Origin of the sequence: Xanthobacter agilis (assembly GCF_021730435.1) — a bacterium.
GTDB lineage: Bacteria > Pseudomonadota > Alphaproteobacteria > Rhizobiales > Xanthobacteraceae > Xanthobacter > Xanthobacter agilis.
The window spans coordinates 205564-227816 of sequence record NZ_JABWGX010000001.1; the positions used below are offsets into that span (position 1 = coordinate 205564).

The following is a 22253-nucleotide window of genomic DNA, read 5'->3' on the forward strand; positions in this document are numbered from 1 at the left end:
GGCGCGGGCCGTTCGCGCTCAGGCGAGCAGGCGGCGGCCCAGGCGCTCCAGGGTGCGGGTGAAGACCTCCGGATCGCGCAGCGCGCGGGCGAGGGTCAGCGCGCCCTGGATGGCGAGCACGGCCTCTTCCGCCTGCTCGGCGGCATCCGCTTCCGATCGTCCCGCGCGGCGCAGGGCGCCGGCGAGGGCGTCGCGCCACGCGGCGAAATAACCCTCGACCTGGTCCGAGAAGCGGTCCCGCACCTCGCCGAGGGCGAACACGCCCACGAGGCATACCCGCCGTCCCGAGCGGAAATAGGCATCCACCTTCGCCAGCATGTCCCGGATCGCGCTCGGCGCATCCGCGCCCTCGCGCAGGGGGGCGAAGACCTGGGCCTCGAACCAGCCGTCGATCTCGGCCAGCACGGCGGCGGCCATCTCTTCCTTTCCGCCGGGAAAGAAATGATACAGCGAGCCCTTGCCAAGGCCGGTGCGGGCCGTGATGGCGGCAAGGCTTGCCCCCTCGAAGCCGTGTTCCCGGAACACTTCGCCGAGGAGGGGCACGACATCCCCCCGCTCCATCACGATCCGCGCCATCACATCCCCAATTGGGTGAGGCCCGGATGGTCCGCCGGGCGGGGCCCCGCCGGCCACAGGAACTTGCGCTCCTCGATCCGGATCGGCACGTCGTTGATGGAGGCTTCGCGCCGCCGCATCAAGCCGTTCTCGTCGAATTCCCATTGCTCGTTGCCGTAGGAGCGGAACCAGGCGCCCGCCCCGTCGCGCCACTCATACTGAAAGCGCACGGCAATGTGGTTGTCCGCATGGGCCCACAATTCCTTGATGAGGCGGTAGTCCTGCTCCCGCTGCCACTTGGCGGCAAGAAAGGCGACGATGGCCGCGCGGCCGGCGAGAAAGTCGGACCGGTTCCGCCAGCGGCTGTCGGGGGTGTAGGCGAGGGACACCCGCTCCGGATCGCGGGTGTTCCAGGCATCTTCCGCCAGCCGCACCTTTTGGGCGGCGGTCTCGGCGGTGAAGGGCGGAAGCGGGGGGCGCTGGGTCATGATTGATACCGATTGGTTTGTTACGTACCAATCAGTACAATTATGGCCGCGCCTGTCAAGAGCGTGCGTGCGCGGGGCCGCCGATGGGGCCGGGCGGGGTTCGGACGCGGTGCGAATCGGCTATCGCTGCGCCCTGCCGTCGGGCATTCGGCGGCGAAGCCTTTCGCGCGCGGCGGCTTGCGTTTAGGCTGCGTGGTCACGCCGCCCCCGAACGCGGCGGCAAGAACTCCGGCGAGGACCTTTTGCGTTACGTTTCCACTCGCGGCGAAGCCCCGGCCCTGTCCTTTTCCGACGCCCTGCTCGCTGGGCTTGCCCGCGATGGCGGGCTCTATGTGCCCGAGACCTGGCCGACCCTGTCGCCCGAGGCCATCGCCGCCCTTGCCGGCAAGCCGTATCCCGTCGTGGCCAAGGCGGTGATCGCGCCGTTCGTGGGCGATGCGCTGCCCGAGCGCGCGCTCGACTTGATGATCGCGGATGCCTATGCGGGCTTCCGTCATCCGGCGGTGGCGCCCCTGGTGCAGGTGGCGCCCAACCGGTTCGTGCTGGAGCTGTTCCACGGGCCGACCCTGGCCTTCAAGGATGTGGCCATGCAGCTGCTCTCGCGGCTGATGGACCATGTGCTCAACGCCCGCGGCGCCCGCGCCACCATCGTCGGCGCCACCTCCGGCGACACCGGCAGCGCCGCCATCGAGGCGTTTCGCGTCTGCGACGCGGTGGATGTGTTCATCCTGTTTCCGCACGGCCGCGTGTCCGAGGTGCAGCGGCGGCAGATGACCACCGTGGCCTCGCCCAACGTGCACGCCATCGCGGTGGAGGGCACGTTCGACGACTGCCAGGGCCTGGTGAAGGCCATGTTCAATCACCACGCCTTCCGCGATCAGCTTGCGCTGGCGGGCGTGAACTCCATCAACTGGGCCCGCATCGTGGCCCAGGTGGGCTATTACTTCTACGCGGCGACGGCGCTCGGCGCGCCCCATCGCGAGGTGTCGTTCGTGGTGCCCACCGGCAATTTCGGCGATATCCTCGCCGGCTGGGTGGCCAAGAAGATGGGCCTGCCCATCCGCGATCTCACCATCGCCACCAATGTGAACGACATTCTGGTGCGCACCCTCGACACCGGCCGCTACGAGGTGAAGGGCGTAACCCCCTCCCTCTCGCCCTCCATGGACATTCAGGTCTCGTCCAATTTCGAGCGTCTGCTGTTCGAGGCGGTGGACCGCGACGCCGCCGTCATCCGCCAGCTCATGGGCGCGCTCGCCCAGTCGGGCTGTTTCACGCTGCCGCAGCCGGCGCTCGCCGCCATTGCCGCCGATTTCTCCGCCGCGCGGGCGGACGAGCCGGAAACCACGGCCACCATCGCCAAGCTCTACAAGAGCGCCGGCTACCTGGTGGACCCGCACACTGCGGTGGGCCTCTCCGTGGCGGACAAGGTGGAGCATCTCGCTACCGTGCCGCAGGTGGTGTTGTCCACCGCCCATGCCGCCAAGTTCCCCGATGCGGTGGCCGCCGCCACCGGACATCGGCCGCCGCTGCCGCCCCACATGGCGGACCTGATGACCCGGCGGGAAACCGTCACCGTGCTGCCCAACGACCTTGCTGCCGTGGAGGCCTTCATTCGCGGCCGCGCCCGCATCGCCGCTGGCGCCGCAGCCTGAGGCAGATGATGGGCGTAGAGATTTCGACCCTCGACAACGGCATCACCGTCGTCACCGATTCCATGACGCATCTGGGCACCGCCTCCCTCGGCATCTGGGTAGGCACCGGCGCCCGCGACGAGAACGAGGACGAGCACGGCATCTCGCACCTCTTGGAGCACATGGCCTTCAAGGGCACGCGCCGCCGCTCGGCCCGCCGCATCGCCGAGGAGATCGAGCAGGTGGGCGGCGACATCAACGCCGCCACCTCGGTGGAACAGACCAGCTACAATGTGCGCGTGCTGGGGGAAGATGTGCCCCTCGGCCTCGACATCCTCGCCGACATCCTCACCGAGCCCGCCTTCGCCGCCGACGAGCTGGCGCGGGAGAAGGGGGTGATCGTCCAGGAGATCGGGGCCGTCATGGACACGCCCGACGACCTGGTGTTCGACCTGTTCCAGGAGCAGGCCTTTCCGGGGCAGGCGGTGGGCCGCTCCATCCTCGGCACGCCGGAGACGGTGCGCGGCTTCAACCGCGACCAGCTCGGCGCCTACCTCAGCCGCACCTATCGCGGGCCGCGCATGGTGGTCGCCGCCGCCGGGGCGGTCGATCATCAGCAGGTGGTGGCGGAGGCGGCGGCGCGGCTGAAGTCGGTCGGCGGCGCGGCCAAGCCGGAGCTGCCGAAGGCCGCTTATACCGGCGGCATCCAGCTTGCTCCGCGCGAGCTGGAGCAGGTGCATGTGCTCATCGGGCTGGAAGGCTGCTCCTACCACCACGGCGACTATCACGCGCTCCAGGTGCTCACGAACGTCTTGGGCGGGGGCATGTCCTCGCGCCTGTTCCAGGATGTGCGGGAGGAGCGGGGGCTGTGCTACTCCATCTATTCCTTCCACTGGAGCTATGCGGATACCGGCCTGTTCGGCATCTATGCCGGCACCGACACCGGTGACGTGGGCGAGTTGTCGGAGGCGGTCATCGACCAGCTGTTCGCGGCCGGCGAAACCATCACCGAGGTCGAAGTGGCGCGCGCCAAGGCGCAGATGAAGGTGGGACTGCTCGCCGCGCTCGAAAGCTCCGGCGCGCGCGCCGACCAGCTTGCGCGGCAGATCCTTGGTTTCGGTCGGGTGATCCCGGTGGACGAAATCGTGGCCAAGGTGGATGCCGTGGATGTTGCGATGGTGCGGCAAGCAGCGCAAACTCTGGTTGCACGGGGCCGACCCACCCTGACCGCCCTCGGTCCCGAGTCCGGGTTGGCGCCAGCGGCGCGGGCGGTGGAACGCCTGAGGGGCTAGCGGGCGCGGTTTGTGCCCGCATGGCAGGGCTCGCGGATCGTCCGATGCCGCCGGAACGGCGGTCGGGCGGTCCAGGTGGAACTGACGAAGCTGCGAGTGCGTCGATCATGTGGCCGCTGAGTACGCTCTTCGCACCGGACGTTCTGCCGACCATCGAGGGCGAGAGGGTGTATCTGCGCGTACCGCAGATGAAGGACTTTCCCGTCTGGTGCGATGTCCGCGCGGCGAGCCGGGCCTTCCTGACCCCCTGGGAGCCGATCTGGCCGGCGGACGATTTGACCCGCGGTGCTTTCCGCCGCCGGTTGCGTCGCTATGCGCGCGACATGATGGCGGATGAAGCCTACCCACTCTTCGTGTTCCGCCGGTCCGACCACCAATTGGTTGGGGGACTCACCTTGTCCAATGTGCGGCGCGGCGTATGCCAGGCGGCGAGCCTCGGCTATTGGATGGGGGCGGACTTCGCGGGGCAAGGCTACATGAAGGCGGCGGTGACCGCGGTTCTGCCGGTCGCCCATGAGGTGCTGCACCTGCATCGGGTGGAAGCCGCCTGCATGCCCGGCAACCAGCCCTCCATCCGCCTGCTGGAAGGCTGCGGCTTCATGCGCGAGGGTTATTCGCGCCAGTATCTATGCATCAACGGGGTGTGGGAGGACCATTTGGTCTTCGCCCGGCTGCGCCAGGACGCAATTCGCCCGGTGCGCCGCCCGCGGGAGGCGTCCGCCGCCCAATAGGGCCGGAACGGTGGGCGGACAGGCGGCTTTCAGTTCGCCGCGCCAGCGGCATCCACCGGCGACGGGCTGATCGGCTTCACCAGTTTCTCGATCACGGTGTGCAGGGCGACACCTGCCTTGTGGCTCTTCACCGCTTCCAGCAACGGCTGGGCCGCGCCCGAACGCTCGATGAGGCTGACAGGGTCGGCCATGATGCGCGGCGATGCCCACGGGCCTTCCACCACGAACGGCAAAGCGATGTCCTGGAGGTCGTCGGCTTTGGGATCGCTGGCCTTGGGGCTGGTCTTCAGGGCGGCTTCGCCGGACAGGTCGAGGGTGCGCTGGGCCACATCGATGGTGCCAGCCATGTCGAGGTGCACCTGCTTGCCGTCGATGGACATGGCGCTGAGCGTGGCGAGGCCATGGCGCAGGCTGGCCTTCACCGCAAGCTGGGTGAAGGGGGTGCGGCCGCCGCGCGGGTCGGCGGCTCCCGACAGAGGGCGTCGTTCGATTCGCCGGAGCACCTGGGCCACGTCAAAGCCCACGATGTCGCCGCCGCCGCTGGCGAGGGCTACCGTGCCCATCAGGCTTTGGGCGACCTCGTGGGCGTTGCGGCCTTCACCCTGAAGGTCGAACTGGAGCGTCCCGGTCCCCTCGAACGTGCCGATGCCGGCCAGGTCGTCGAGCGCCTGCTCCAGGGAAATGTCCGTGCATTCCGCTTCGATGCGGACCGAAAGGCCATGTCCGTCGGCGCTCCGTGCCGACCGGAGCGGGGTCAAGGTGGCGGTGCCCCGCAGCATGCCGTTCCAGCCGCTGGTCTGGCCGAGGGCCAGCGCCAGACGCCCATTGGAGAGCACCGCGCTCGCGGCCACCGTGGTGAAGGTGGTGTCCTCCGCGGTGACCTGTCCGGCGGACAGGCGCAAGTCCAGGTCGAAGGCCGCGAGAGCAGAAAGGTCGAAGGGGTCGCGAGCCCACTCCCGGCCGCTGTCGCTGGTGAGGCGCATGTGCCCGTAGGGGTTGAGGTTGAGCTTCTCGGCCGCAAAGGTTCCCTGGATCACCGGCCGGCCGCCGTCGAGTTTCACGAGCAGGCCACCTTCACTGCGGTTGCTGTCGAGATCAAGGGCGGTATCGGTGAAGGAGAGAATACCGCCCTCGAGCACCACATGGGAATTGAGGGCGAAGGCGCTCAGGCCACGGCTGGTGGGCGGGGTGATGCCCACCCAGGTGAGCCAGGCGCGCAGGGAATCGGCATCGGCGGTGAGGGTGCCCTCGGCGGCGGGAGCCGTGCCGAAGCTGGCCTGCCCACGGAAGCGGATGCTGGCGGTGTTTGAGATCAGGGCCGCGCGGGTGGGTGTGGGCATCCCGCCCAGAAAGGCCTTCATGTCGTCCACGGACAGGTGCGCCTCGACAGCGCCGCCGCGCCAGTCGAACACCGCGCTGACCGTGATGCCCTGTCCCGCCGTGATGCGATCGAGACTGCCCACGATTCCGCTGACGAGTTCCCGGGTGAGGCCGCTCTCCGAGCGCCACGCAATGGTGCCGTCCACGATCCGCAATTCCGGCCCATTCGCGCCGGAGAGGAAAGGCTCAATGCCCAATTGCGGCGTCTGGTGCTCCCCGGTCAGCACCAGGGACGGGCTTTCCAGGGTGACTTCCGAGACCACGATGCGCCCGAACAGCAGTGGCCACAGGCTGATACGGCTGACCACCGCATCCGCCTCAAGCGACTGTCCTTGCGGCAGCGCGAACGTGACCTTGCGCAGTTCCACGCGCGGAGACGGCAGCAGGCGCAGCACCGGCTCGCCGGAGATGGTAACACCGCGTTCCGTGGTTCCCGCTACCGCGGCGATGGCGGCGCGGCGCAACTCGGCCGCAGGCACGAACAGGGGCACCACCACCAGGGCTGCGACAAGCACCAGAACGGCGAGCCCGCCGATGGCTGTGCCGACCAGCGCGACGCGGCGCGTGTTTTCGCCCAGTCTCAACAATCCACTCTCGAATGATCGGATTTCGGGAAGGGCATGGCACCTCCGCCATTGTCGGCGCTTGTCCGGCGCCACCACGATCCGGAAGGCCGCGACCGCATGGCACCGAAGTGCGCACCGGTCCCCGAAAGCGCTTCAGATGGCGGGCACCTTCGTTTGTTTCTGTGTCGCTTTCATGGCCTGGGCCGAACAGGGTCCGGTGCACGCGGGACGAGGGCGCCATCAGGCCGATCCGGGTGCGCGAGGCTGAGCACTCAAGGCAAGGTACTCAAGACAAAAAACCCGGCGCGAGGCCGGGTTTTCTTGGCGGAACAACCGATGGGCGCGCGACTCAGTCCTTGTCGAGCTCGCCGATGTGGTGCTGCGCGTAGAGCTGCAAGCCGAGCTTGGCCACCAGGTCAAGCTGCGTCTCAAGGAAGTCGATGTGGCCTTCCTCGTCCGCCATCAGCTCCTCGAAGAGGTCGCGGCTCGGGTAATCCTTGGCCGAATGGCAGTAGGTCGCGGCTTCCTGGTAGAGGGCGCGCGCGTCCAGTTCGGCCGCCAGATCGGCGTCGAGGATTTCCTTCACGTCCTGGCCGATCCGCAGCGGATCGAGCACCTGCATGTTCGGGAAACCCTCGAGGAAGAGGATGCGGTCGGTGAACTTGTCGGCGTGCACCATCTCTTCGATGGATTCCGCGCGCCACTTCTTCGCCAGGGCCTTGTAGCCCCAATTGTCGAGCATGCGGTAATGGAGCCAGTACTGATTGATGGCGGTCAACTCCGATCGTAGCCCTCGGTTGAGGTACTCGATGACCTTCGGATCGCCCTTCATAGTGTGCTCCTTGGTACCTGCAATGGCACGTCGAACGTGATTTTGGGCACGTCAATTGTGATTTTGAATCAGTGTTAGACCACTTCTAATCTGAAATCAACACTAGGAAACCACCGTACCGGAAGACCGTTACGGTGGCAAAGGGCCTCTGTCGAGGGATTATTCAGCGGCGACCAATCCGCTCAGCCCGGCCGCGGAGCAGTCCTCCCCGCACTGGCCGCACCCATTGGCCTGCACCTGATCCATGAGGGCGCGGATGGTGCGGGCGCAGCGCCCGCATTGGGGCGCGCAGCCCAGGCATCGATAGACCTCGCCAGGCGTGCGCATGCCCTGAGCGCCGGAAACGGCGTCAATCACCTGCCGGTCTGAAAAGACATTGCATGAACACACGATCATGGTGCGGCCCAGATCAAGTCGTTTGGAAAACTTCAAAAAGAACTGCTTCTGATTATCAATTTACGCAGATGGTGCGCGGTCTCGTCAACAGCGGAAAGCGGTTGAGCCACGTTTCAGAGGAAATCTAAAGTCGGCGCGGTAGCCGATGCCGCTCGCGGGGCCATGACGTGGCTGAAGGGGCGCCGTGGTGATCCGCGCGGCGCCGCTCCCTGCGGACGTCCCGCCGCCAAGGTCTTCGTCGACGCGCGTGGGGCGCGGACTATCGCGGCAGACTGAGGAGGCTTGTCATGCCCCTCGCTTGCCCGCGGCGCAGGGTGAGCGCGGCGCCGAGATCGGCCGCCTCCGCCGCAAGCCGGGCGTAGCGCAGGGGGCGTCCGGCGCGGCTGAAGCGGTCGCTGCCCACGGATGGGGCCGTGGGGTCGCACGCCGCCTCCAGGCCGATTTCGTCCACCGGCTGGCCCGCGTCGCTGACCTGGAGCATGACGGGAGCCGCGTCGGCTTCGGCGTCACAGAGCAGGGACACCGCGATGGCGGTATCCGGCGGGGCGCCATCAAGGGCTTCCTCGATCAAGAGGCGAACCAGGCGCGCGAGCCGCGCGGGCCGGGTCACGATCTGCGGCACCGCGCTGATGTCGGTGCGGACCGCCACATGGCGCCGGCGGGCGAGGGGGAGGGCGTGGGCCAGGGCGGTGCGGACGACGGTGGCCACATCGGTGGCGCTTCCATCCGTCTCGGCCAGGGGCGCGGCCAGCGCCGCGAGGTCGTCAAGGCTGCCTTGCACGCGCTCCAGAGCGTCTCGCACCGGCCCCGGAAGGTCGGGCGCGTCGTCGGGCGCATAGTCGGCGAGGGTCGAGAAAGAGGGGCCGAGGCTCTCGGCCAGCCGCCGGGCGACCAGATGCAGGGCCGGCGGCACGTCCTCTCCAGCGGCGGCGCGTGTCGGCTCGGCCGCCGGGGACAAGATCCGAGCGACGGCCTCAGGTGCCGTGCCGCCGTCGTTGTCCGCGCCGCTCCATGACACGCCGCGCGGCTCCGGCGGGGCGGATGCGGTGGTGCGGACCTCGGTGTCGGCTTCAGGGGACGGCTCGGGGCCGAGCACCACGCAGGTCTGTCCGGTGCCTTCGCCCACGGCGGCCAGCGCGGCCAGGGCGCGAAACGCCTCGCCGTCCCGCGGACGCAGCGCCAGCACCAGGGGGCGGTTGTCGTTCTCGCCCGCCGCGGCGCGGTCGAGCCAGCCAATCGCCTCGCCCCGCGCCTCGGGGGCGATGACAATGGTGATGGGCTCGTGCTCCAACTCACTGGCGGCAAAGCCGAGGCGGACTTCCGCCGCGCGGTTGGCGAACAGGATGCGATGGGCGGCGTCGATCAGCAGCACCGGCCAGGGCACGAGGTCGAGGGCGTCGCGCCGCGGATCCGACAGCTCCGGCGGAAGCGGAAGGATGTCTTCGTCCGCGCGCCGTTGCAGCAGGTGGAGGCGGGCTCCGGGCGCGTAGAAGTCGGCGGCCGATTCGCTGGTATCCACGGGCCATTCATGACCGTCGGCCGCCAGAAGGCGGCTTTCACCATCCGGGTCGGTGTGCAGAACCCCGTCGAGCCCGCCCGCGTCGCGAACGGCGGCGACATCGGGCCAGCCGGTCCATTGCAGGAAGGTGCGGTTGGCGTGGGCGAGGTGCGCGCCATCCGCGAGCAAGGTGGCGACGGGCAGCGCGTCGAGCACGTCGAGGCCGGACGGGGAGGGCGGCGGCGAGGGGGGCTCGGTGGTCGGTCCGGGCTCATCGCGCGGTGCGTCGGACCGCATGGCGGCTTCCAGGGTGCGGCCGATCTCGTCGAAATAATTGCTCTCGCGGGGCGTCAGCCCGTTGAAGGGCAGCACGTTGGACAGTGAACGGCCCATGGCGCGGGCGGCGGAACGCCCGGCGGCGCGCGCGAGCGTCTGTTCCAGGTCGCGATCCATGGGGGCGGTGCCGGCGGCCTGGGACATGCGGACATCGTCATCAGGCGCGATTTCGCATGTGGTCGGCGCCGGCTCGGGCCTCACCGTCCAGCGGCGCAGCACGCCGAAGCCGCGGGTGGCCACCCGGCGTCGCGCCGCGTCGAACAGCGGCACGCCGCCAAGCTCCAGGTCGAGGATCGGCGTGCCGGGCACCGTGACGCGGACGCCGGAAAAGCTGGTGCCGGTGGCCAGGGCGTCGGCGAGCGCCCGGCCGGAGACGATGCGGCCTGCGTCCTCCAATGCCGGGAAGCTGGAGCCGTTCCAGGCATCGGCGCGGGCGCCCAGCGCCATGGCGAGCGCGGGCGAGAGCGCGAGAATCCGGTCGTCGGCGTCGGTCTCGAAGGTGAAGCGCACGGCCGGGTCGAGGGCTTCGAGGCCCCCCCGTGGTGGGGCGGATGGCGCTGGGGCGCCGGCTTCCACGCTGAAGGCGGGATCGTCGAGGAGCGCGGAGGGATCGGCGAGAAGCACCACCGGCCCCCCTTCGAGGTCGAGCACGAGCCCGCGAAACACCCGCGGCGTGAGGCTGCGCGGCAGCCGCAGGCGCACCAGGGCGGCGCCATGGGCATGGGTCCGGCCACCGGCCAGCGCGCGCACCGTTTCCGTGATCTGCGGCGGCAGGCGGTGGTCGACCCCAATGCCAAAACGTCCGCAGGCGGCGGTTACGGCGAGCACCGCGGCGGTCGCGGCATCCACCAGGAAGGACGGGAGGTCGTCACGGCGGAGCGGCGCGAGGCGGGGGTCTGTCAAATCGAGCGCGCGGGCCTTCGTCTCCGTCATCATGTCCCGTCCGCAATGGCCGCCGCGCGGGGCGGTCTCGTGAATCCCAGTGGAGGCCGAGCATGCGCCAAAACGGTTAACACGGACGCAATCGCGTGGATATTGCGTCCATTTTCATATTGGCGAAGACGGGAGGGCGCATACTAATATTCGAGCGGCACGGCCGCCCGCGCCGTCCCCAAGCCCGAGGAGTAAGCGCCATGACGAAGTTCGGTCCGAATCTCGAACTGCCCGCGGAAGTGCGTGCGGTCGCGGAAAAGAATGTCGCCCAGGCCCGCGAGGCGTTCGAGACACTCTTCAAGAACGCGCGCGACGCGGTCGGCCAGAGCGAGGGGCAGCTCGAAGAAGTGTGCGCCGGGGTCAACGATCTGCGGCAGAAGGCCATTGGCCTCATGGAAGCCAACATGGAGTCCGGGTTCGACTTCCTGCAGAAGCTGATGTCGGCGAAGACGCCGCAAGAACTGCTGAGCTTCCAGGCGGAGTTCCTTTCCACCCAGGTGCAGAAGGTGTCCGAGCAGGCGAAGGCCCTGGGCGCCGATGCCAAGGCCCTTGGCGAAACCACCGCGCGCACCCTGGACGAGCGCGCCCGCGCCCTGGCGGAACGGGTGAAAGAGCTCTCCGCGGCCGCCGCCAAGAGCGCGCAGAGTGCGGCGCAGGACCTCAAGACGGTCGGCGAGAGCGTGGTCAATGAAGCCAAGGCGAAAGCCACCGAGGCCCTCGACCCCAATCAGAAGCCCTGAGCCATTTACCGAGTCTTTGTTTTCATTGTGCGGCGCAAGATTACTTTTGCGCCGCACCTCACCTTCGGCTATGTAAAAGGTCGTCAGGGCAAGGCCCCTCTCATTCCAGCTTGTGACCGGTCTTTCGCTGTTCTGGATGCGCCCTGAATGCGGGGAGGGGGGCTTCCGAACGGGGTTCTGGCGGAGAGGCTTGCCTTTTTATGCGACACGACCCCGCGCTCGGCCCGAGGATGACATGAGCGACTCCTTCATCAAGGCATACCAGGACCAGATTGAAGCAGCGAAAAAGGCGTTTTCGGCGAACGGCATTCCTCCTGTCGAGGTGCCGCCGGCGGTGCGCGAGATCGCCGAGAAGGGCCTTGCCACCCTGCGCGAGAATTACGACAAGCTGAAGGTGTCCGCCGAGCAGGTGAATGCCACCCTCGAGGATACCTACACCACCGCCAGCAAGGGCGTGGCCGAGTACAATGCCAAGGTGCTCGAGGCCATGCAGTCGAACGTGAACTCCACCTTCGACTATTTCAGCTCCCTGCTGCAGAGCAAGAGCCTTGCCGAGGCGGTGGAGCTGTCCACCGGCCACGCCCGCAAGCAGTTCGAGACCGCCACCGTCCAGGCGAAGGATCTCACGACCCTGGCGCAGAAGGTCGCGGCCGAATCGTCGGAGCCGATCAAGTCTTCGGTCGAAAAGGCCACGCGTCCGGCCGCTTGAGCCCGCGTTCAGCCCATCGCGAGTTGGAAAAGGCGCCCTTGGGGGCGCCTTTTTTCTTGTGGCGTCTGTTCCTTCCGCATTGTGGCGGGGGCAGGGTGTCAGGTCAGTTCCCGCATGGCGGCGTCGATGCCCTCGACGGTGAGGGGGAACATGCGGTTCTCCATGATGTGGCCGATCAGGCGGATGGAGTCCGTGTAGCTCCAATGGTTTTCCTGTACGGGGTTGAGCCACACCGCGCGCGGGTAGGTGGCCAGCAGCCGGCCAAGCCACGCCTTGCCCGGCTCGGGATTGTTGTGCTCCACTGAGCCGTTGGCATACAGGACCTCATAAGGCCCCATGGAGGCGTCCCCGATGAAAATCAATTTATAGTCGCTGCTATAGGTGTGCAGCACGTTCTCAAGGGGAATGCGCTCGCTGGAGCGCCGGGCGTTGGAGCGCCAGACGGTCTCGTAGACGCAATTGTGAAAATAGAAATGCTCCAGATACTTGAACTCTGAGCGCGCGGCCGAGAACAGCTCCTCGCATTGGGCGATGTGCCAGTCCATGGAGCCGCCGACGTCCAGGAACAGCAGCACCTTCACCGCATTGCGCCGTTCCGGGCGCAGCTTTACGTCGAGATAGCCGGCGCGGGCGGTCTGCCGGATGGTGCCGTCGAGGTCCAGTTCCTCCGCCGCGCCCACCCGAGCAAATTTGCGCAGGCGCCGCAGCGCCACCTTGATGTTGCGGGTGCCGAGCTCCACCTGGTCGTCGAGGTCCCGGAACTCCCGCTTGTCCCAGACCTTCACCGCGCGAAAATTGCGATTGCCGTCCTGGCCGATGCGGACGCCTTCGGGATTGTAGCCGTAAGCGCCGAAGGGCGAGGTGCCGCCGGTGCCGATCCATTTGTTGCCGCCCTGGTGGCGCGCCTTCTGTTCCTTCAGCCGCTCGGCCAGGGTTTCCAGGAGCTTGTCGAGCCCGCCGAGGGCCTCGATCTGCTTCTTCTCTTCATCCGTCAGGTGCTTTTCCGCCAGCTTGCGCAACCACTCGGCGGGAATGGCATGGGCCTCTTCGCCCACGGCGGCTTCCAGGCCCTTGAAGCAGTGGCCGAACACCTGATCGAACTTGTCGAGATGGCGCTCGTCCTTCACCAAGCTGGCACGGGCGAGATAGTAGAACGTTTCTACCTGCCGCCCGGCAAGGTCCCGATCCATGGCCTCCATGAGGGTGAGATACTCGCGCACGGACACCGGAACGCCGGCCGCCTTCAGGGCCTCGAAGAATGCGATGAACATGGCGCCGGTCTCCTCCTGGCGTCAGTGAAGCACGATGCCGCCGGTCGTGTCACCGGTGACGCGGGCCGTGACCGGGCGCTTCAGGTGGAGAGTAAAGTCTGCTCGCTGCCGTCGAGGACGAGGCAGGTCAGGCGCCCGGTGAACACCGCGCCGGTGTCGATGCCGATGCGGTTGGCGCGGAGCTCCGGCACCGGCGCCGGCGTGTGGCCGTGAACCACCACATGGCTGAACGTTTCCTCGGATCTGAGGAAGTCATGGCGGATCCACAGGCAATCGTGCCGGCTCTGCGCCTCGACCGGCACGCCCGGCCGGACGCCGGCATGCACGAAAAGGTAGTCGCCGCACACATGGGTCACCGAAAGGCTGTGCAGGAACGTGAGGTGGGCTTCGGGGATGGCGCGGCGCCAGCGGTCCCAAAGCTCGCGTACCTCCAGTTCGCCCACCACCGGCGCGAGTTCCGGCAGGTATGAAAGGACCGCCGGCAACCCGCCGAGCGCGATCCAGTGGATGAATGCCGCAAGGCCGCGATGTGCCTCCAGCATCATGTCCTCATGGTTGCCGGAAAGGCAGATGGTGCCGCGCGCGCGGCGCCGTTCGATCAGGGTGGAGAGCACCGCCGCGCTGTCTGGTCCGCGGTCCACCATGTCGCCGAGGTAGATTTCCTGCTGGATCCGGTTGCGATGGGCGGCCTGATCGGCTTCCATCTGCCGGTGCAGGTTTCGCAGGATGTCGATCTCGCCGTGGATGTCCCCCACCGCATAGACTCGTATCCCTTCCGCCACGCGTGGAGGCTTGCTTGCGTTCAGGGGCGGCAGTTCCGTCACTCGTTGCACAATGCTCATGGCTGACTTGCCTCCAGCCGATTCATCTGTGCCGCCCGATCCGTCCGTGCCGCCTCGCGGCATATTAGGGCGGGATCGCGTCCTATCGCAGCAATAAATGTCGCGCCGCACCGGTTCCCGGACGCCCCCGCCTTCCCGGCGGTACCGGATTCCCGCAAGTTGCCGCGCTCTGTTGTGGAACGGCTCTCCGGCGCGCGGTAAGCGACAGGTGGGTGACACGAATCGGGGGCAATGGTCGAGGCATGGGATTCCACATCACGGCGGTGGCCCTGATGGTCGAGGCGGCGCTCGGCTATCCGCAGATCCTGGTGCGGCACCTCGGCCACCCGGTGATCTGGATCGGCGCCCTGATCGCGCGGCTCGACCAGGCCTGGAACCGGCCGGAATTCTCCGATCGCCGGCGGCGTCTTCTCGGCGTGGCGACGGTTGCCGTGCTGGTGGCCGTGGCCGGGGTTCCCGCCTTGCTGGTGGAGCGCGCCCTGGGCTTTCTGCCGTTCGGCTGGATCGTCGCGGGCGTCGTCGGAAGCGCCTTCGTCGCCCAGCGCTCCCTGCATTGGCATGTGGAGCGGGTGGCGACCGCGCTGGAGACCGGCGGGCTGGAGGCGGGGCGCGAGGCGGTGCGGCATATCGTGGGTCGCGATCCGCAGCGGCTGGACGAAGCAGGCGTGGCGCGGGCGGCCATCGAGAGCCTCGCCGAGAATTTTTCGGATGGCATTGTCGCGCCGGCGCTGTGGATGTGCGTGGGCGGGCTTGCCGGCGGCGCGGTCTACAAGGCGCTCAACACCGCCGACAGCATGATCGGACATCTCACGCCCCGCCACGCGGCCTTCGGCTGGGCGGCGGCGCGCTGCGACGATTATGTGAATCTTCCGGCGTCGCGCCTTGCGGGCGCCCTTCTCATCGGCGCCGCCGCTCTGCTGCCGGGGGCTTCGCCGCGCGCGGCCTTCATCGCCATGCGGCGCGACGCCCCATGCCATCGCTCGCCCAATGCCGGCTGGTCCGAGGCCGCCATGGCCGGCGCCCTGGGCCTGCAACTGAACGGGCCGAAGGTCTATGGCGGCGTCTTCACCGAAGACGCTTTCATGGGCGAGGGCCGGCGCGCGGCGACCGCCGCCGACATCCGGGCCGCCCTGCGGCTCTATCGCCGGGCCGATGGCCTGCTGGTGGCGCTGGCGCTGGCCGGGGTCGTCCTCGCCGGGCTGATGTGAGCGCTCAGCCGGCCTTCACCATCATGGGCAGGCCGGCGACCATGAACACCACCTGATCCGCCCGCTGCGCCAGGCGCTGGTTGAGCCGCCCGGCGGCGTCGCGGAAGCGCCGGGCGAGGGCGTTGTCGGGCACGATGCCGAGTCCGACCTCGTTGGCGACGCAGACGGTCAGCCCGCTGCGCCGCGCCAGGGCCGCCTCCAGGGCGGCGGTCTCGGCCTCGAGGTCGTGGTTGGCGAGCAGGTGGTTGGTGAGCCAGAGGGTCAGGCAATCCACCAGCGCGGGCTGCTCGGGCGGCAGGGCATCGAGGGCGCCGGCGAGGGCGAGGGGGGTGTCATGGGTCTGCCAGCCGGCCGCGCGCTGGGCCTGGTGGAGGGTGATGCGTTCGGCCATCTCGGCATCCAGCGCCTCGGCGGTCGCAAGATAGGCCCAGGGGTCGGGGGTGGCGGTGATGAGGCGTTCCGCATATCCGCTCTTGCCCGAGCGGGCGCCGCCCAGCACCAGGACAAGGCGGGTCACGCCGTGCCCTCCCGTGTGAGAGATGGGGCCTGCTGATTCATCCCGCTGCCGCTTGCCATCAAGGAATGCGTGCTCCCGTGCGTGCCGACACTAGCGGCGACTGTTGGGACCGCAACCGCCGGCCGAATTTTGTGCACTGCCAGGACGGGTCTCGCGGCTATAATTGGTGGACCGACCATGACGCGGAGACTTTGATGGCGGCCGACCTGACGCTGGAGTGGCTTGCGCGCCTCATCGGCTTCGACACCACCAGCCGGAATTCCAACCTGTCGCTGGTGGCGGCGGTGGAGGATTTCTTTCGCGCCCGTTCCGTCGCCTTCGAGCGGGTGGACGACGTGGCGCAGGGAAAGGCGGCGCTCATCGCCACCATCGGTCCGCGCGAGGTGCCCGGCATCGTGCTGTCGGGGCACACCGACGTGGTGCCGGTGGACGGCCAGGACTGGACCAGCGATCCCTTCACCCTCGCCGCGCGGGACGGCCGCCTTTATGGCCGGGGCGCCTGCGACATGAAGGGCTTTCTCGCCGTCTGCCTGGGGCTGGTTCCGGAGATGCAGGCGCGGACGCTGAAAAAGCCCATCCATCTGGCCCTGTCCTATGACGAAGAGGTGGGATGCCTGGGGGTGCGGCCGATGCTCGCCCACATGGTGGCGCGGGGCTATCGGCCGGAAGGCTGCATCGTCGGCGAGCCGACCTCGATGCAGGTGGTGGTCGGCCACAAGGCCAAGCGCTCCCTGCGCACCCGCGTCACCGGCCGGGGCGGCCATTCCTCCCGGGCGCCGGAACTGGTGAATGCGGTGGAGGTGGCGGCCCTGATCGCGGCGCGGGTCACGGCCCTGGGCGCGCGGCTGCTGCGCGAGGGGCGGCGGGATGCGCTCTATGACATCCCGACTTCCACCGCCCATGTGGGTACCCTGCACGGTGGCACGGCGCTCAACATCGTGCCCGATCACGCGGTGATGGACTGGGAGGTGCGGGCCTTGCCGGAGGAGGACATCGACGCTCTGGTGGCCGAGATCATCGATCATGCGCGCACCGAGCTGGAGCCGGCCATGAAGGAACGGGCGCCGGAGGCCGGCATCGAATTTCACATCACGGGTGCCATTCCCGGCCTTTCCGCTGACCCGTCCGCCCCCATCGTCACGCTGGCCAAGCGCTGGGCCGGGCGCAACGATCACGCCAAGGTGGCCTATGGCACCGAGGCCGGGCTGTTCGTGGAGATGGGCGCCATCCCCACCGTGGTGTGCGGGCCGGGCTCCATCGCGCAGGCGCACCAGCCGGACGAATATGTGGACCTGACCCAGATCGAGGCCTGCGAAGCCTTCGTGCGCAAGATCATCGATTATTGCGGATGAGCACGGGCGGACGGCGGTCGTGGCCTCACACCTCCACCGTGCCGGTCTTTCCGAAGCCGGGACCGAATTTGTCGGCGTGCAATTCGCCGCCGGTGGCCCAGTTTTCCCGGTCGTATTCCTCGATCAGAACCGTGACCCAGTCGGGCGACACGTCCAACGTCTCCGCCACGGCCTGGGTGAGCGCCGCGACAAGGGCACGCTTGGTTTCAATGGGGCGACCCTTGCCGATGCGAACGGTGATGACAGGCATGGTGAACTCCCTGTTCGCGCGGGTCCGAACCGGATGGCCCGGCCTAACCCCGCGCCTCACCCTCGCGCCTTGGCCACCAGCGCGGAGGTGGAGCGGCCTTCGACCAGGGGCACCAGGGCCACCCGGCCGCCCCAGCTTTTTACAAGGTCGCCGCCCACCACCTGGTCCTCGCGGTAGTCGGCGCCCTTTACCACCACGTCGGGCTTCAGCGCCGCAATGGTGTCATAGGGCGTGTCCTCGTCGAACAGCACCACGAGATCAACGCAGCGCAGCGCGCCCATCACGCGGGCGCGGGCGGCCTCGTCCTGCACCGGCCGGCTTTCGCCCTTGAGCCGGCGCACCGAGGCGTCGGTGTTGAGGGCCACCACCAGCCGGTCGCCCTCCCGCGCCGCCGCCTCCAGCAAGGAGACGTGGCCGGGGTGCAGCAGGTCGAAGCAACCGTTGGTGAACACCACCGTGGCGCCCGCCGCGCGCCAGCCGGCGATGATGGAGGCCGCCTGCGCGCGGCTGACGAGGGCGCCTTCCTCCGCGCCCTCCGGCACGCCGGCTTCGAGCGCCGCCGCCAGCTCCGCGCGCGTCACCACGGCGGTGCCCACCTTGCCCACCGCCACGGCGGCGGCGGCATTGGCGAAATGCACCGCTGTTTCCAGCGCATGGCCGGAGGCCAGGGAGACCGCGAGGGCCGCGAGCGCGGTGTCGCCGGCGCCGGAGACATCGAACACTTCCCGCGCCTTCGCCGGCACATGCAGCACGCGCCCTTCCCGCCGCCACAGGGTCATGCCCTTTTCGGCGCGGGTCACCAGCACGTCGCCGCCGAACTGGGCCGCGGCGGCGGCGGCGGCCTGGGCGGCGTCGGCGTCCGTGGTGTCGGGCAGGCCGGTGGCGGCCGCAAGTTCCAGCCGGTTGGGCGTAACGAGGCTGGCGCCCCGATAGGCTTCGAAAGTGCGGCGCTTGGGATCGACGATCACCGGCACGCCTTCCGCCGTCGCGGCGGCGATGGTGGCGGCGATCACCAGGTCGCTGAGCACCCCCTTGGCGTAATCGGAGAGCACCACCACCCGGCTGCCCTTCACCGCCGCCTGAGCCGCGGCCACGAGGGCGTCACAGGCCGCCCGCGAGGGCGGGGCCTGGGTCTCGGCGTCGATGCGCACGATCTGTTGCCGGCCGCTCATGACGCGGGTCTTGGTGATGGTGGGCCGCTCCGGGTCCGCCACCAGCCACGACAGGTCGATGCCCGAATAGGGCGCCAGCGCACCGGCGAGCGCCGCGGCTTCCGCATCGGCGCCCACGAGGCCCACCAGCGTCACCGCCGCGCCGAGGGCGGCGGCATTGGCGGCGACGTTGGCCGCGCCGCCGGGCACGATGCGTTCGGCCCCATGCACCAGCACCGGCACCGGGGCTTCCGGCGAGATGCGCGAGACCGAGCCGACGATATAGCGATCCACCATCACATCGCCGATGACGGTGATGCGCGGCGCGCCTTGATCAACCATGATGGACACTCACCGGGTTCTCACCCGATGCCCTCGTCGCGGCCCTTCAGATACTCGTTGACGTAGGATTCCACGCCGCTTTCCAGCGAGAGGAAGGGTCGCTTGTAGCCGGCGGCGCGCAGCTTGGTCACGTCCGCCTCGGTGAAATATTGATAGGCCTTCTGCAGGCTCTCGGGCATGTCCACATAGGTGATGCGCGGCGCTTGGCCGAGCGCGGCGAACACCGCGCGGGCGAGGTCGGCGAACGAGCGCGCCTTGCCGGTGCCCACGTTGAAGATGCCGGACACATCCGGATTCTCCAGCAGCCACCGCACCACGTCCACACAGTCGGAGACGTGGATGAAGTCGCGGAGCTGGCCGCCGTCGGCGAACTCGGGATTGTGGGACTTGAACAGGGTCACGCTCTCGCCCTGCGCGGCGGCGGGGTAGATCTTGTGCACCACCGAGCGCATGTCGCCCTTATGGGCCTCGCCGGGGCCGTAGACGTTGAAGAAGCGCAGGCCCGCGAACTGCGGCGGCCGCGACGCGTCATTCTCGACATCGGCCATGATGCGCCGGTCCACGAACAGCTTTGACCAGCCGTAGGGGTTGAGCGGCGCCAGCAGGGACAGGCCCTGGGTGGATTCGTCGTCGGTGAAGCCGGCCGTGCCGTCGCCATAGGTGGCGGCGGACGAGGCATAGATGAAGCCCAGGCTCTTGCGGCCGCACAGGTCCCATAGGTCGAGGCTGGCGCGGATGTTGCGCGCCACGATCTTGTCGGCGTCCCGCTCGGTGGTGGCGGACACGGCGCCCATGTGCACTACCGCCGCGAGCCGGCCGCCCTCCTTCTCCACGAAATCGTTCACCCGCTCGGGGCGGATCACGTCATGGAGCGCGATGTCTGAGATGTTGCGCCACTTGGGGCCGTCCTCCAGCCAGTCGGCCACCACCACGCGGTAGCCATCCTCTGCGGCCGCGCGGGCGATGTTGGAGCCGATGAAACCGGCCCCGCCGGTGACGAGAAGAATGTCGCGGCTCATGGCCACTTGGCGCTTCATGAAATGGGTGCCTCTCAGCGATCGGGCAATCCCGCCTCGTGTGCCATGCTTTTCCGGTTCTTGTCCACGGCGGGCGCCGCTTGCAGCGCCTTCAGCGCCTGCCACACCGCGCCTGCCCCAAGGTCGGCGAGGCACGGCGGACCGTCCCGCGTGTCGGGGGCGATCCGGCAGCGCGCCTTCTCACAGGGCGCGCAGGCGCGGGTCGACGGCAGTTCCCGGACCCGCGCGCCGAACAGGCCGGTCAGGCGCGGATTGGTGGGGCCGTAGAGACCCAGTGTCGGCACCCCATAGGCGGCGGCCAGATGGCCGAGGCCGGTATCCACGCTCACCACGCCGGCGGCCGCCTGCAACAGTGGCGCGAGGGTGTCCAGGGATTGGGGCGGCAGCAGCTCCACCGCCGGCAGACCTTCGGCGATCGCCCGCGCGCGCGCTGTTTCCGCCGCGCCGTGGGCGAACAGGAGCACCCGGAGCCCTTCGGCGGCGGCATGGGATGCGAGCGCGCGCCAGCCCTCGCGGGTCCAGGTCTTGGTCGGCCAGGTGGTGCCGTGGAGAAAGACGAGGTAGGGCGCCCGCGCCGACGTGGCCGGGCTTAGGCCGGTGTCGGCAGGCCGCCGGTCGAGGCGATAGCCGAGAGCGGCGGCGAACAGCTTGCGGATGCGCGTCGCCATGTGCTCGGTCTCGGGCACATGGTGGGTCTCGGCATAGAGCAGGGTCGCCAGCGGCTCGCGCGCGCTCGCCCGGTCGAAACCGTGGCGCGGGCCGTTGGCGCAGGCGGCGACCAAGGCGCTTTTCATGAGGCCCTGGGCGTCGATGACCAAGTCGTAGCGGGTTTCACCCAGCGCCCGACGCACCGCCGCCGCCTCGCCCGAGCGCCAGGCCGCGAACGGATGCTTCTTCAGGCGGCGCAGGGGCACGCTGATGGTGCGGCGCACGGCGGGATGGAGGCGCGCGACCGGCGCGAATGCCTCTTCCACCGCCCAGTCCACGTCAAGGCCGGGGAGGGCGGCCGCGGCGTCGGTGAGGGCGGGGAAGGTGTGGACCACGTCGCCCAGGGAGGAGAGCTTGACGACGAGCAGCCTCATTGCCCGGTCTTTTCGGCGGCGGCGAGCACGTCCTCCGGCGCGATGCCCTCAAGACAGGCGAGGGTGCCGAGCGGACATTCGCGCTTGTGGCACGGCCGGCAGGACAGGTTGAGCGCCAGCACGCGGGCGCGGCGCGAGGCCGGCGGCGTCATCTTCTCGGACGAGGCGCCATAGATCACCACCAGCCGCCTGTCGAACGCCCCGGCCACATGCATGAGGCCCGAATCGTTGGAGATCACCACATCCGCGGTGGCGAGGATCGCCGCCGCCTCGATGAGACTGGTGCGCCCCACCAGATTGTCCACCGCCACCCCGCTGGCGGTGGCGATGATATTGGCCGCCTCCTGGTCCTTGGGGGAGCCCAGCACGCGGATCCGGTAGCCGGCCTTCACCGCCAGCGCGGCGAGGGCCGCGAACTTTTCCGCTGGCCAGCGCTTGGCGGGCCCGTATTCGGCGCCCGGGCACAGCACCATCACCGGCCCTTCGCCGGCGAGCGGAAACTTGGCCTCGGTCGTGTCCAGGATGCCGTCGGGCAGCATCAGATGGGGGCGCGGCGCCATGGTCGGCGTGCCCTCCGGCAGGGCCAGGGCCACGAAACGGTCGATGGTGCGGGCGGTCTTGCGGGCGGTGTCGGGGCGCGCGTCGGTGAGGAGTGCGGACCGCATCTCGCCCCGGTAGCCCACCCGTTCCGGAATGCCAGCGGCGAACGGCGTGATCGCGGCCTTGAACGCACGCGGCAGAATGATGGCCTTGCCATAGCCCTCGTCCCTGAGGCCCCGTCCCAGCCGCCAGCGGGCCACAAGCCCAAGTGTCCCATGGCCAAGGCCCAGGGGAATCGTGCGGCGCACGCCGGGAATCATGCGGGCGATGGGCAGAGATGCGGCGGGAGCGAGCACATCGATGGGGCGGCTCGGCTCGCGCATGCGCAGCACTTCCACCAGGCTTGCCGCCATGACCATGTCGCCGACCCAGGACGGGCCGACAAGCAGAAGGGGCGACACGGAACCGAAGGCACGCATGGGAGACTCATGGCCAAAGAGTCTTGCCTCATGACAAGGCCAGGCCGCGCCGTCAAGCGAAGAGGGGTCTGGGGGTGTTTTGGTAGGGGCAC

At 68.8% G+C, this 22253-nt stretch carries 21 protein-coding genes; 7 read left to right on the forward strand and 14 right to left on the reverse strand.

Annotated features, from left to right (window positions below; genetic code table 11):
* Positions 1 to 18 precede the first annotated feature (18 nt).
* Together HUW53_RS01000 and HUW53_RS01005 are read right to left on the reverse strand one after the other, a co-directional pair.
* Complete coding sequence (locus HUW53_RS01000) at positions 19 to 576, reverse strand: TetR/AcrR family transcriptional regulator (protein WP_237343867.1); 558 nt, start codon at positions 574 to 576, stop codon at positions 19 to 21.
* On the reverse strand, positions 576 to 1043 hold the full coding sequence (locus HUW53_RS01005) for a nuclear transport factor 2 family protein (protein ID WP_237343868.1): 468 nt from the start codon (positions 1041 to 1043) through the stop codon (positions 576 to 578). The genes HUW53_RS01000 and HUW53_RS01005 overlap by 1 nt, the downstream gene beginning before the upstream one ends.
* Before the next feature lie 242 nt (positions 1044 to 1285).
* Between HUW53_RS01005 and thrC the strand changes: the two genes are divergently transcribed.
* The 3 genes from thrC to HUW53_RS01020 all read left to right on the forward strand — a co-directional run bounded on the left by thrC (position 1286) and on the right by HUW53_RS01020 (position 4700).
* A complete protein-coding gene (gene thrC / locus HUW53_RS01010) occupies positions 1286 to 2698 on the forward strand; it encodes a threonine synthase (RefSeq protein WP_237343869.1) in 1413 nt (470 codons plus the stop codon).
* A gap of 8 nt (positions 2699 to 2706) precedes the next feature.
* Positions 2707 to 3969, forward strand: coding sequence for a M16 family metallopeptidase (locus tag HUW53_RS01015; protein WP_370877827.1), 1263 nt, complete (start codon positions 2707 to 2709; stop codon positions 3967 to 3969).
* A 107-nt stretch (positions 3970 to 4076) separates the two neighbouring features.
* Positions 4077 to 4700 (forward strand): GNAT family N-acetyltransferase, encoded by a 624-nt coding sequence (locus HUW53_RS01020; protein WP_237343871.1) that lies wholly within the window; start codon positions 4077 to 4079, stop codon positions 4698 to 4700.
* A gap of 29 nt (positions 4701 to 4729) precedes the next feature.
* On the opposite strand, the gene HUW53_RS01025 is transcribed toward HUW53_RS01020, so the two are convergent.
* The 4 genes from HUW53_RS01025 to HUW53_RS01040 form a co-directional block, all read right to left on the reverse strand.
* The gene (locus HUW53_RS01025) at positions 4730 to 6664 is read right to left on the reverse strand and encodes an AsmA family protein (RefSeq protein ID WP_237343872.1); all 1935 of its coding nucleotides are present in this window, start codon (positions 6662 to 6664) and stop codon (positions 4730 to 4732) included.
* A gap of 331 nt (positions 6665 to 6995) precedes the next feature.
* A complete protein-coding gene (gene bfr / locus HUW53_RS01030) occupies positions 6996 to 7478 on the reverse strand; it encodes a bacterioferritin (RefSeq protein WP_237343873.1) in 483 nt (160 codons plus the stop codon).
* Between the two features lie 159 nt (positions 7479 to 7637).
* Positions 7638 to 7874 (reverse strand): (2Fe-2S)-binding protein, encoded by a 237-nt coding sequence (locus HUW53_RS01035; protein WP_237343874.1) that lies wholly within the window; start codon positions 7872 to 7874, stop codon positions 7638 to 7640.
* A gap of 259 nt (positions 7875 to 8133) precedes the next feature.
* Positions 8134 to 10644, reverse strand: coding sequence for a PAS domain-containing protein (locus tag HUW53_RS01040; RefSeq protein ID WP_237343875.1), 2511 nt, complete (start codon positions 10642 to 10644; stop codon positions 8134 to 8136).
* A gap of 197 nt (positions 10645 to 10841) precedes the next feature.
* Between HUW53_RS01040 and HUW53_RS01045 the strand changes: the two genes are divergently transcribed.
* A complete protein-coding gene (locus HUW53_RS01045) occupies positions 10842 to 11381 on the forward strand; it encodes a phasin family protein (protein WP_237343876.1) in 540 nt (179 codons plus the stop codon).
* A 235-nt stretch (positions 11382 to 11616) separates the two neighbouring features.
* Positions 11617 to 12090, forward strand: a complete 474-nt coding sequence (locus tag HUW53_RS01050) for a phasin (RefSeq protein ID WP_237343877.1) — start codon at positions 11617 to 11619, stop codon at positions 12088 to 12090.
* A 98-nt stretch (positions 12091 to 12188) separates the two neighbouring features.
* On the opposite strand, the gene HUW53_RS01055 is transcribed toward HUW53_RS01050, so the two are convergent.
* Both HUW53_RS01055 and HUW53_RS01060 read right to left on the reverse strand, forming a co-directional pair.
* Complete coding sequence (locus HUW53_RS01055) at positions 12189 to 13361, reverse strand: vWA domain-containing protein (protein ID WP_237343878.1); 1173 nt, start codon at positions 13359 to 13361, stop codon at positions 12189 to 12191.
* Positions 13362 to 13441: 80 nt separating this feature from the next.
* Positions 13442 to 14203 carry a metallophosphoesterase gene (locus tag HUW53_RS01060; RefSeq protein WP_237343879.1) on the reverse strand — a complete coding sequence of 254 codons (762 nt, stop codon included), beginning with the start codon at positions 14201 to 14203 and terminating at the stop codon, positions 13442 to 13444.
* A gap of 242 nt (positions 14204 to 14445) precedes the next feature.
* On the opposite strand from HUW53_RS01060, the gene cbiB reads away from it, so the two are divergent.
* The gene (cbiB, locus tag HUW53_RS01065; RefSeq protein WP_237343880.1) at positions 14446 to 15411 is read left to right on the forward strand and encodes an adenosylcobinamide-phosphate synthase CbiB; all 966 of its coding nucleotides are present in this window, start codon (positions 14446 to 14448) and stop codon (positions 15409 to 15411) included.
* A gap of 4 nt (positions 15412 to 15415) precedes the next feature.
* Here the strand turns inward: cbiB and cobU are convergent, their stop codons facing one another.
* Entirely contained in the window at positions 15416 to 15928 is a 513-nt protein-coding gene (gene cobU, locus HUW53_RS01070; RefSeq protein WP_237343881.1) for a bifunctional adenosylcobinamide kinase/adenosylcobinamide-phosphate guanylyltransferase, read from the reverse strand.
* Between the two features lie 194 nt (positions 15929 to 16122).
* On the opposite strand from cobU, the gene argE reads away from it, so the two are divergent.
* Positions 16123 to 17280 (forward strand): acetylornithine deacetylase, encoded by a 1158-nt coding sequence (gene argE / locus HUW53_RS01075; RefSeq protein WP_237343882.1) that lies wholly within the window; start codon positions 16123 to 16125, stop codon positions 17278 to 17280.
* 25 nt (positions 17281 to 17305) lie between these two features.
* Here the strand turns inward: argE and HUW53_RS21725 are convergent, their stop codons facing one another.
* From HUW53_RS21725 to waaF, 5 genes are read right to left on the reverse strand one after another with little or no spacing between them, the layout of a single operon-like run.
* Entirely contained in the window at positions 17306 to 17590 is a 285-nt protein-coding gene (locus HUW53_RS21725; protein WP_307500413.1) for a tautomerase family protein, read from the reverse strand.
* Positions 17587 to 19023, reverse strand: a complete 1437-nt coding sequence (rfaE1, locus tag HUW53_RS01085) for a D-glycero-beta-D-manno-heptose-7-phosphate kinase (RefSeq protein WP_237343884.1) — start codon at positions 19021 to 19023, stop codon at positions 17587 to 17589. Before rfaE1 ends, HUW53_RS21725 begins: the two co-directional genes overlap by 4 nt.
* Positions 19024 to 19043: 20 nt before the next feature.
* On the reverse strand, positions 19044 to 20030 hold the full coding sequence (rfaD, locus tag HUW53_RS01090) for an ADP-glyceromanno-heptose 6-epimerase (protein ID WP_237343927.1): 987 nt from the start codon (positions 20028 to 20030) through the stop codon (positions 19044 to 19046).
* Between the two features lie 44 nt (positions 20031 to 20074).
* Complete coding sequence (waaC, locus tag HUW53_RS01095) at positions 20075 to 21142, reverse strand: lipopolysaccharide heptosyltransferase I (protein ID WP_237343885.1); 1068 nt, start codon at positions 21140 to 21142, stop codon at positions 20075 to 20077.
* Positions 21139 to 22161 (reverse strand): lipopolysaccharide heptosyltransferase II, encoded by a 1023-nt coding sequence (waaF, locus tag HUW53_RS01100; protein ID WP_237343886.1) that lies wholly within the window; start codon positions 22159 to 22161, stop codon positions 21139 to 21141. Before waaF ends, waaC begins: the two co-directional genes overlap by 4 nt.
* Positions 22162 to 22253: the final 92 nt, after the last annotated feature.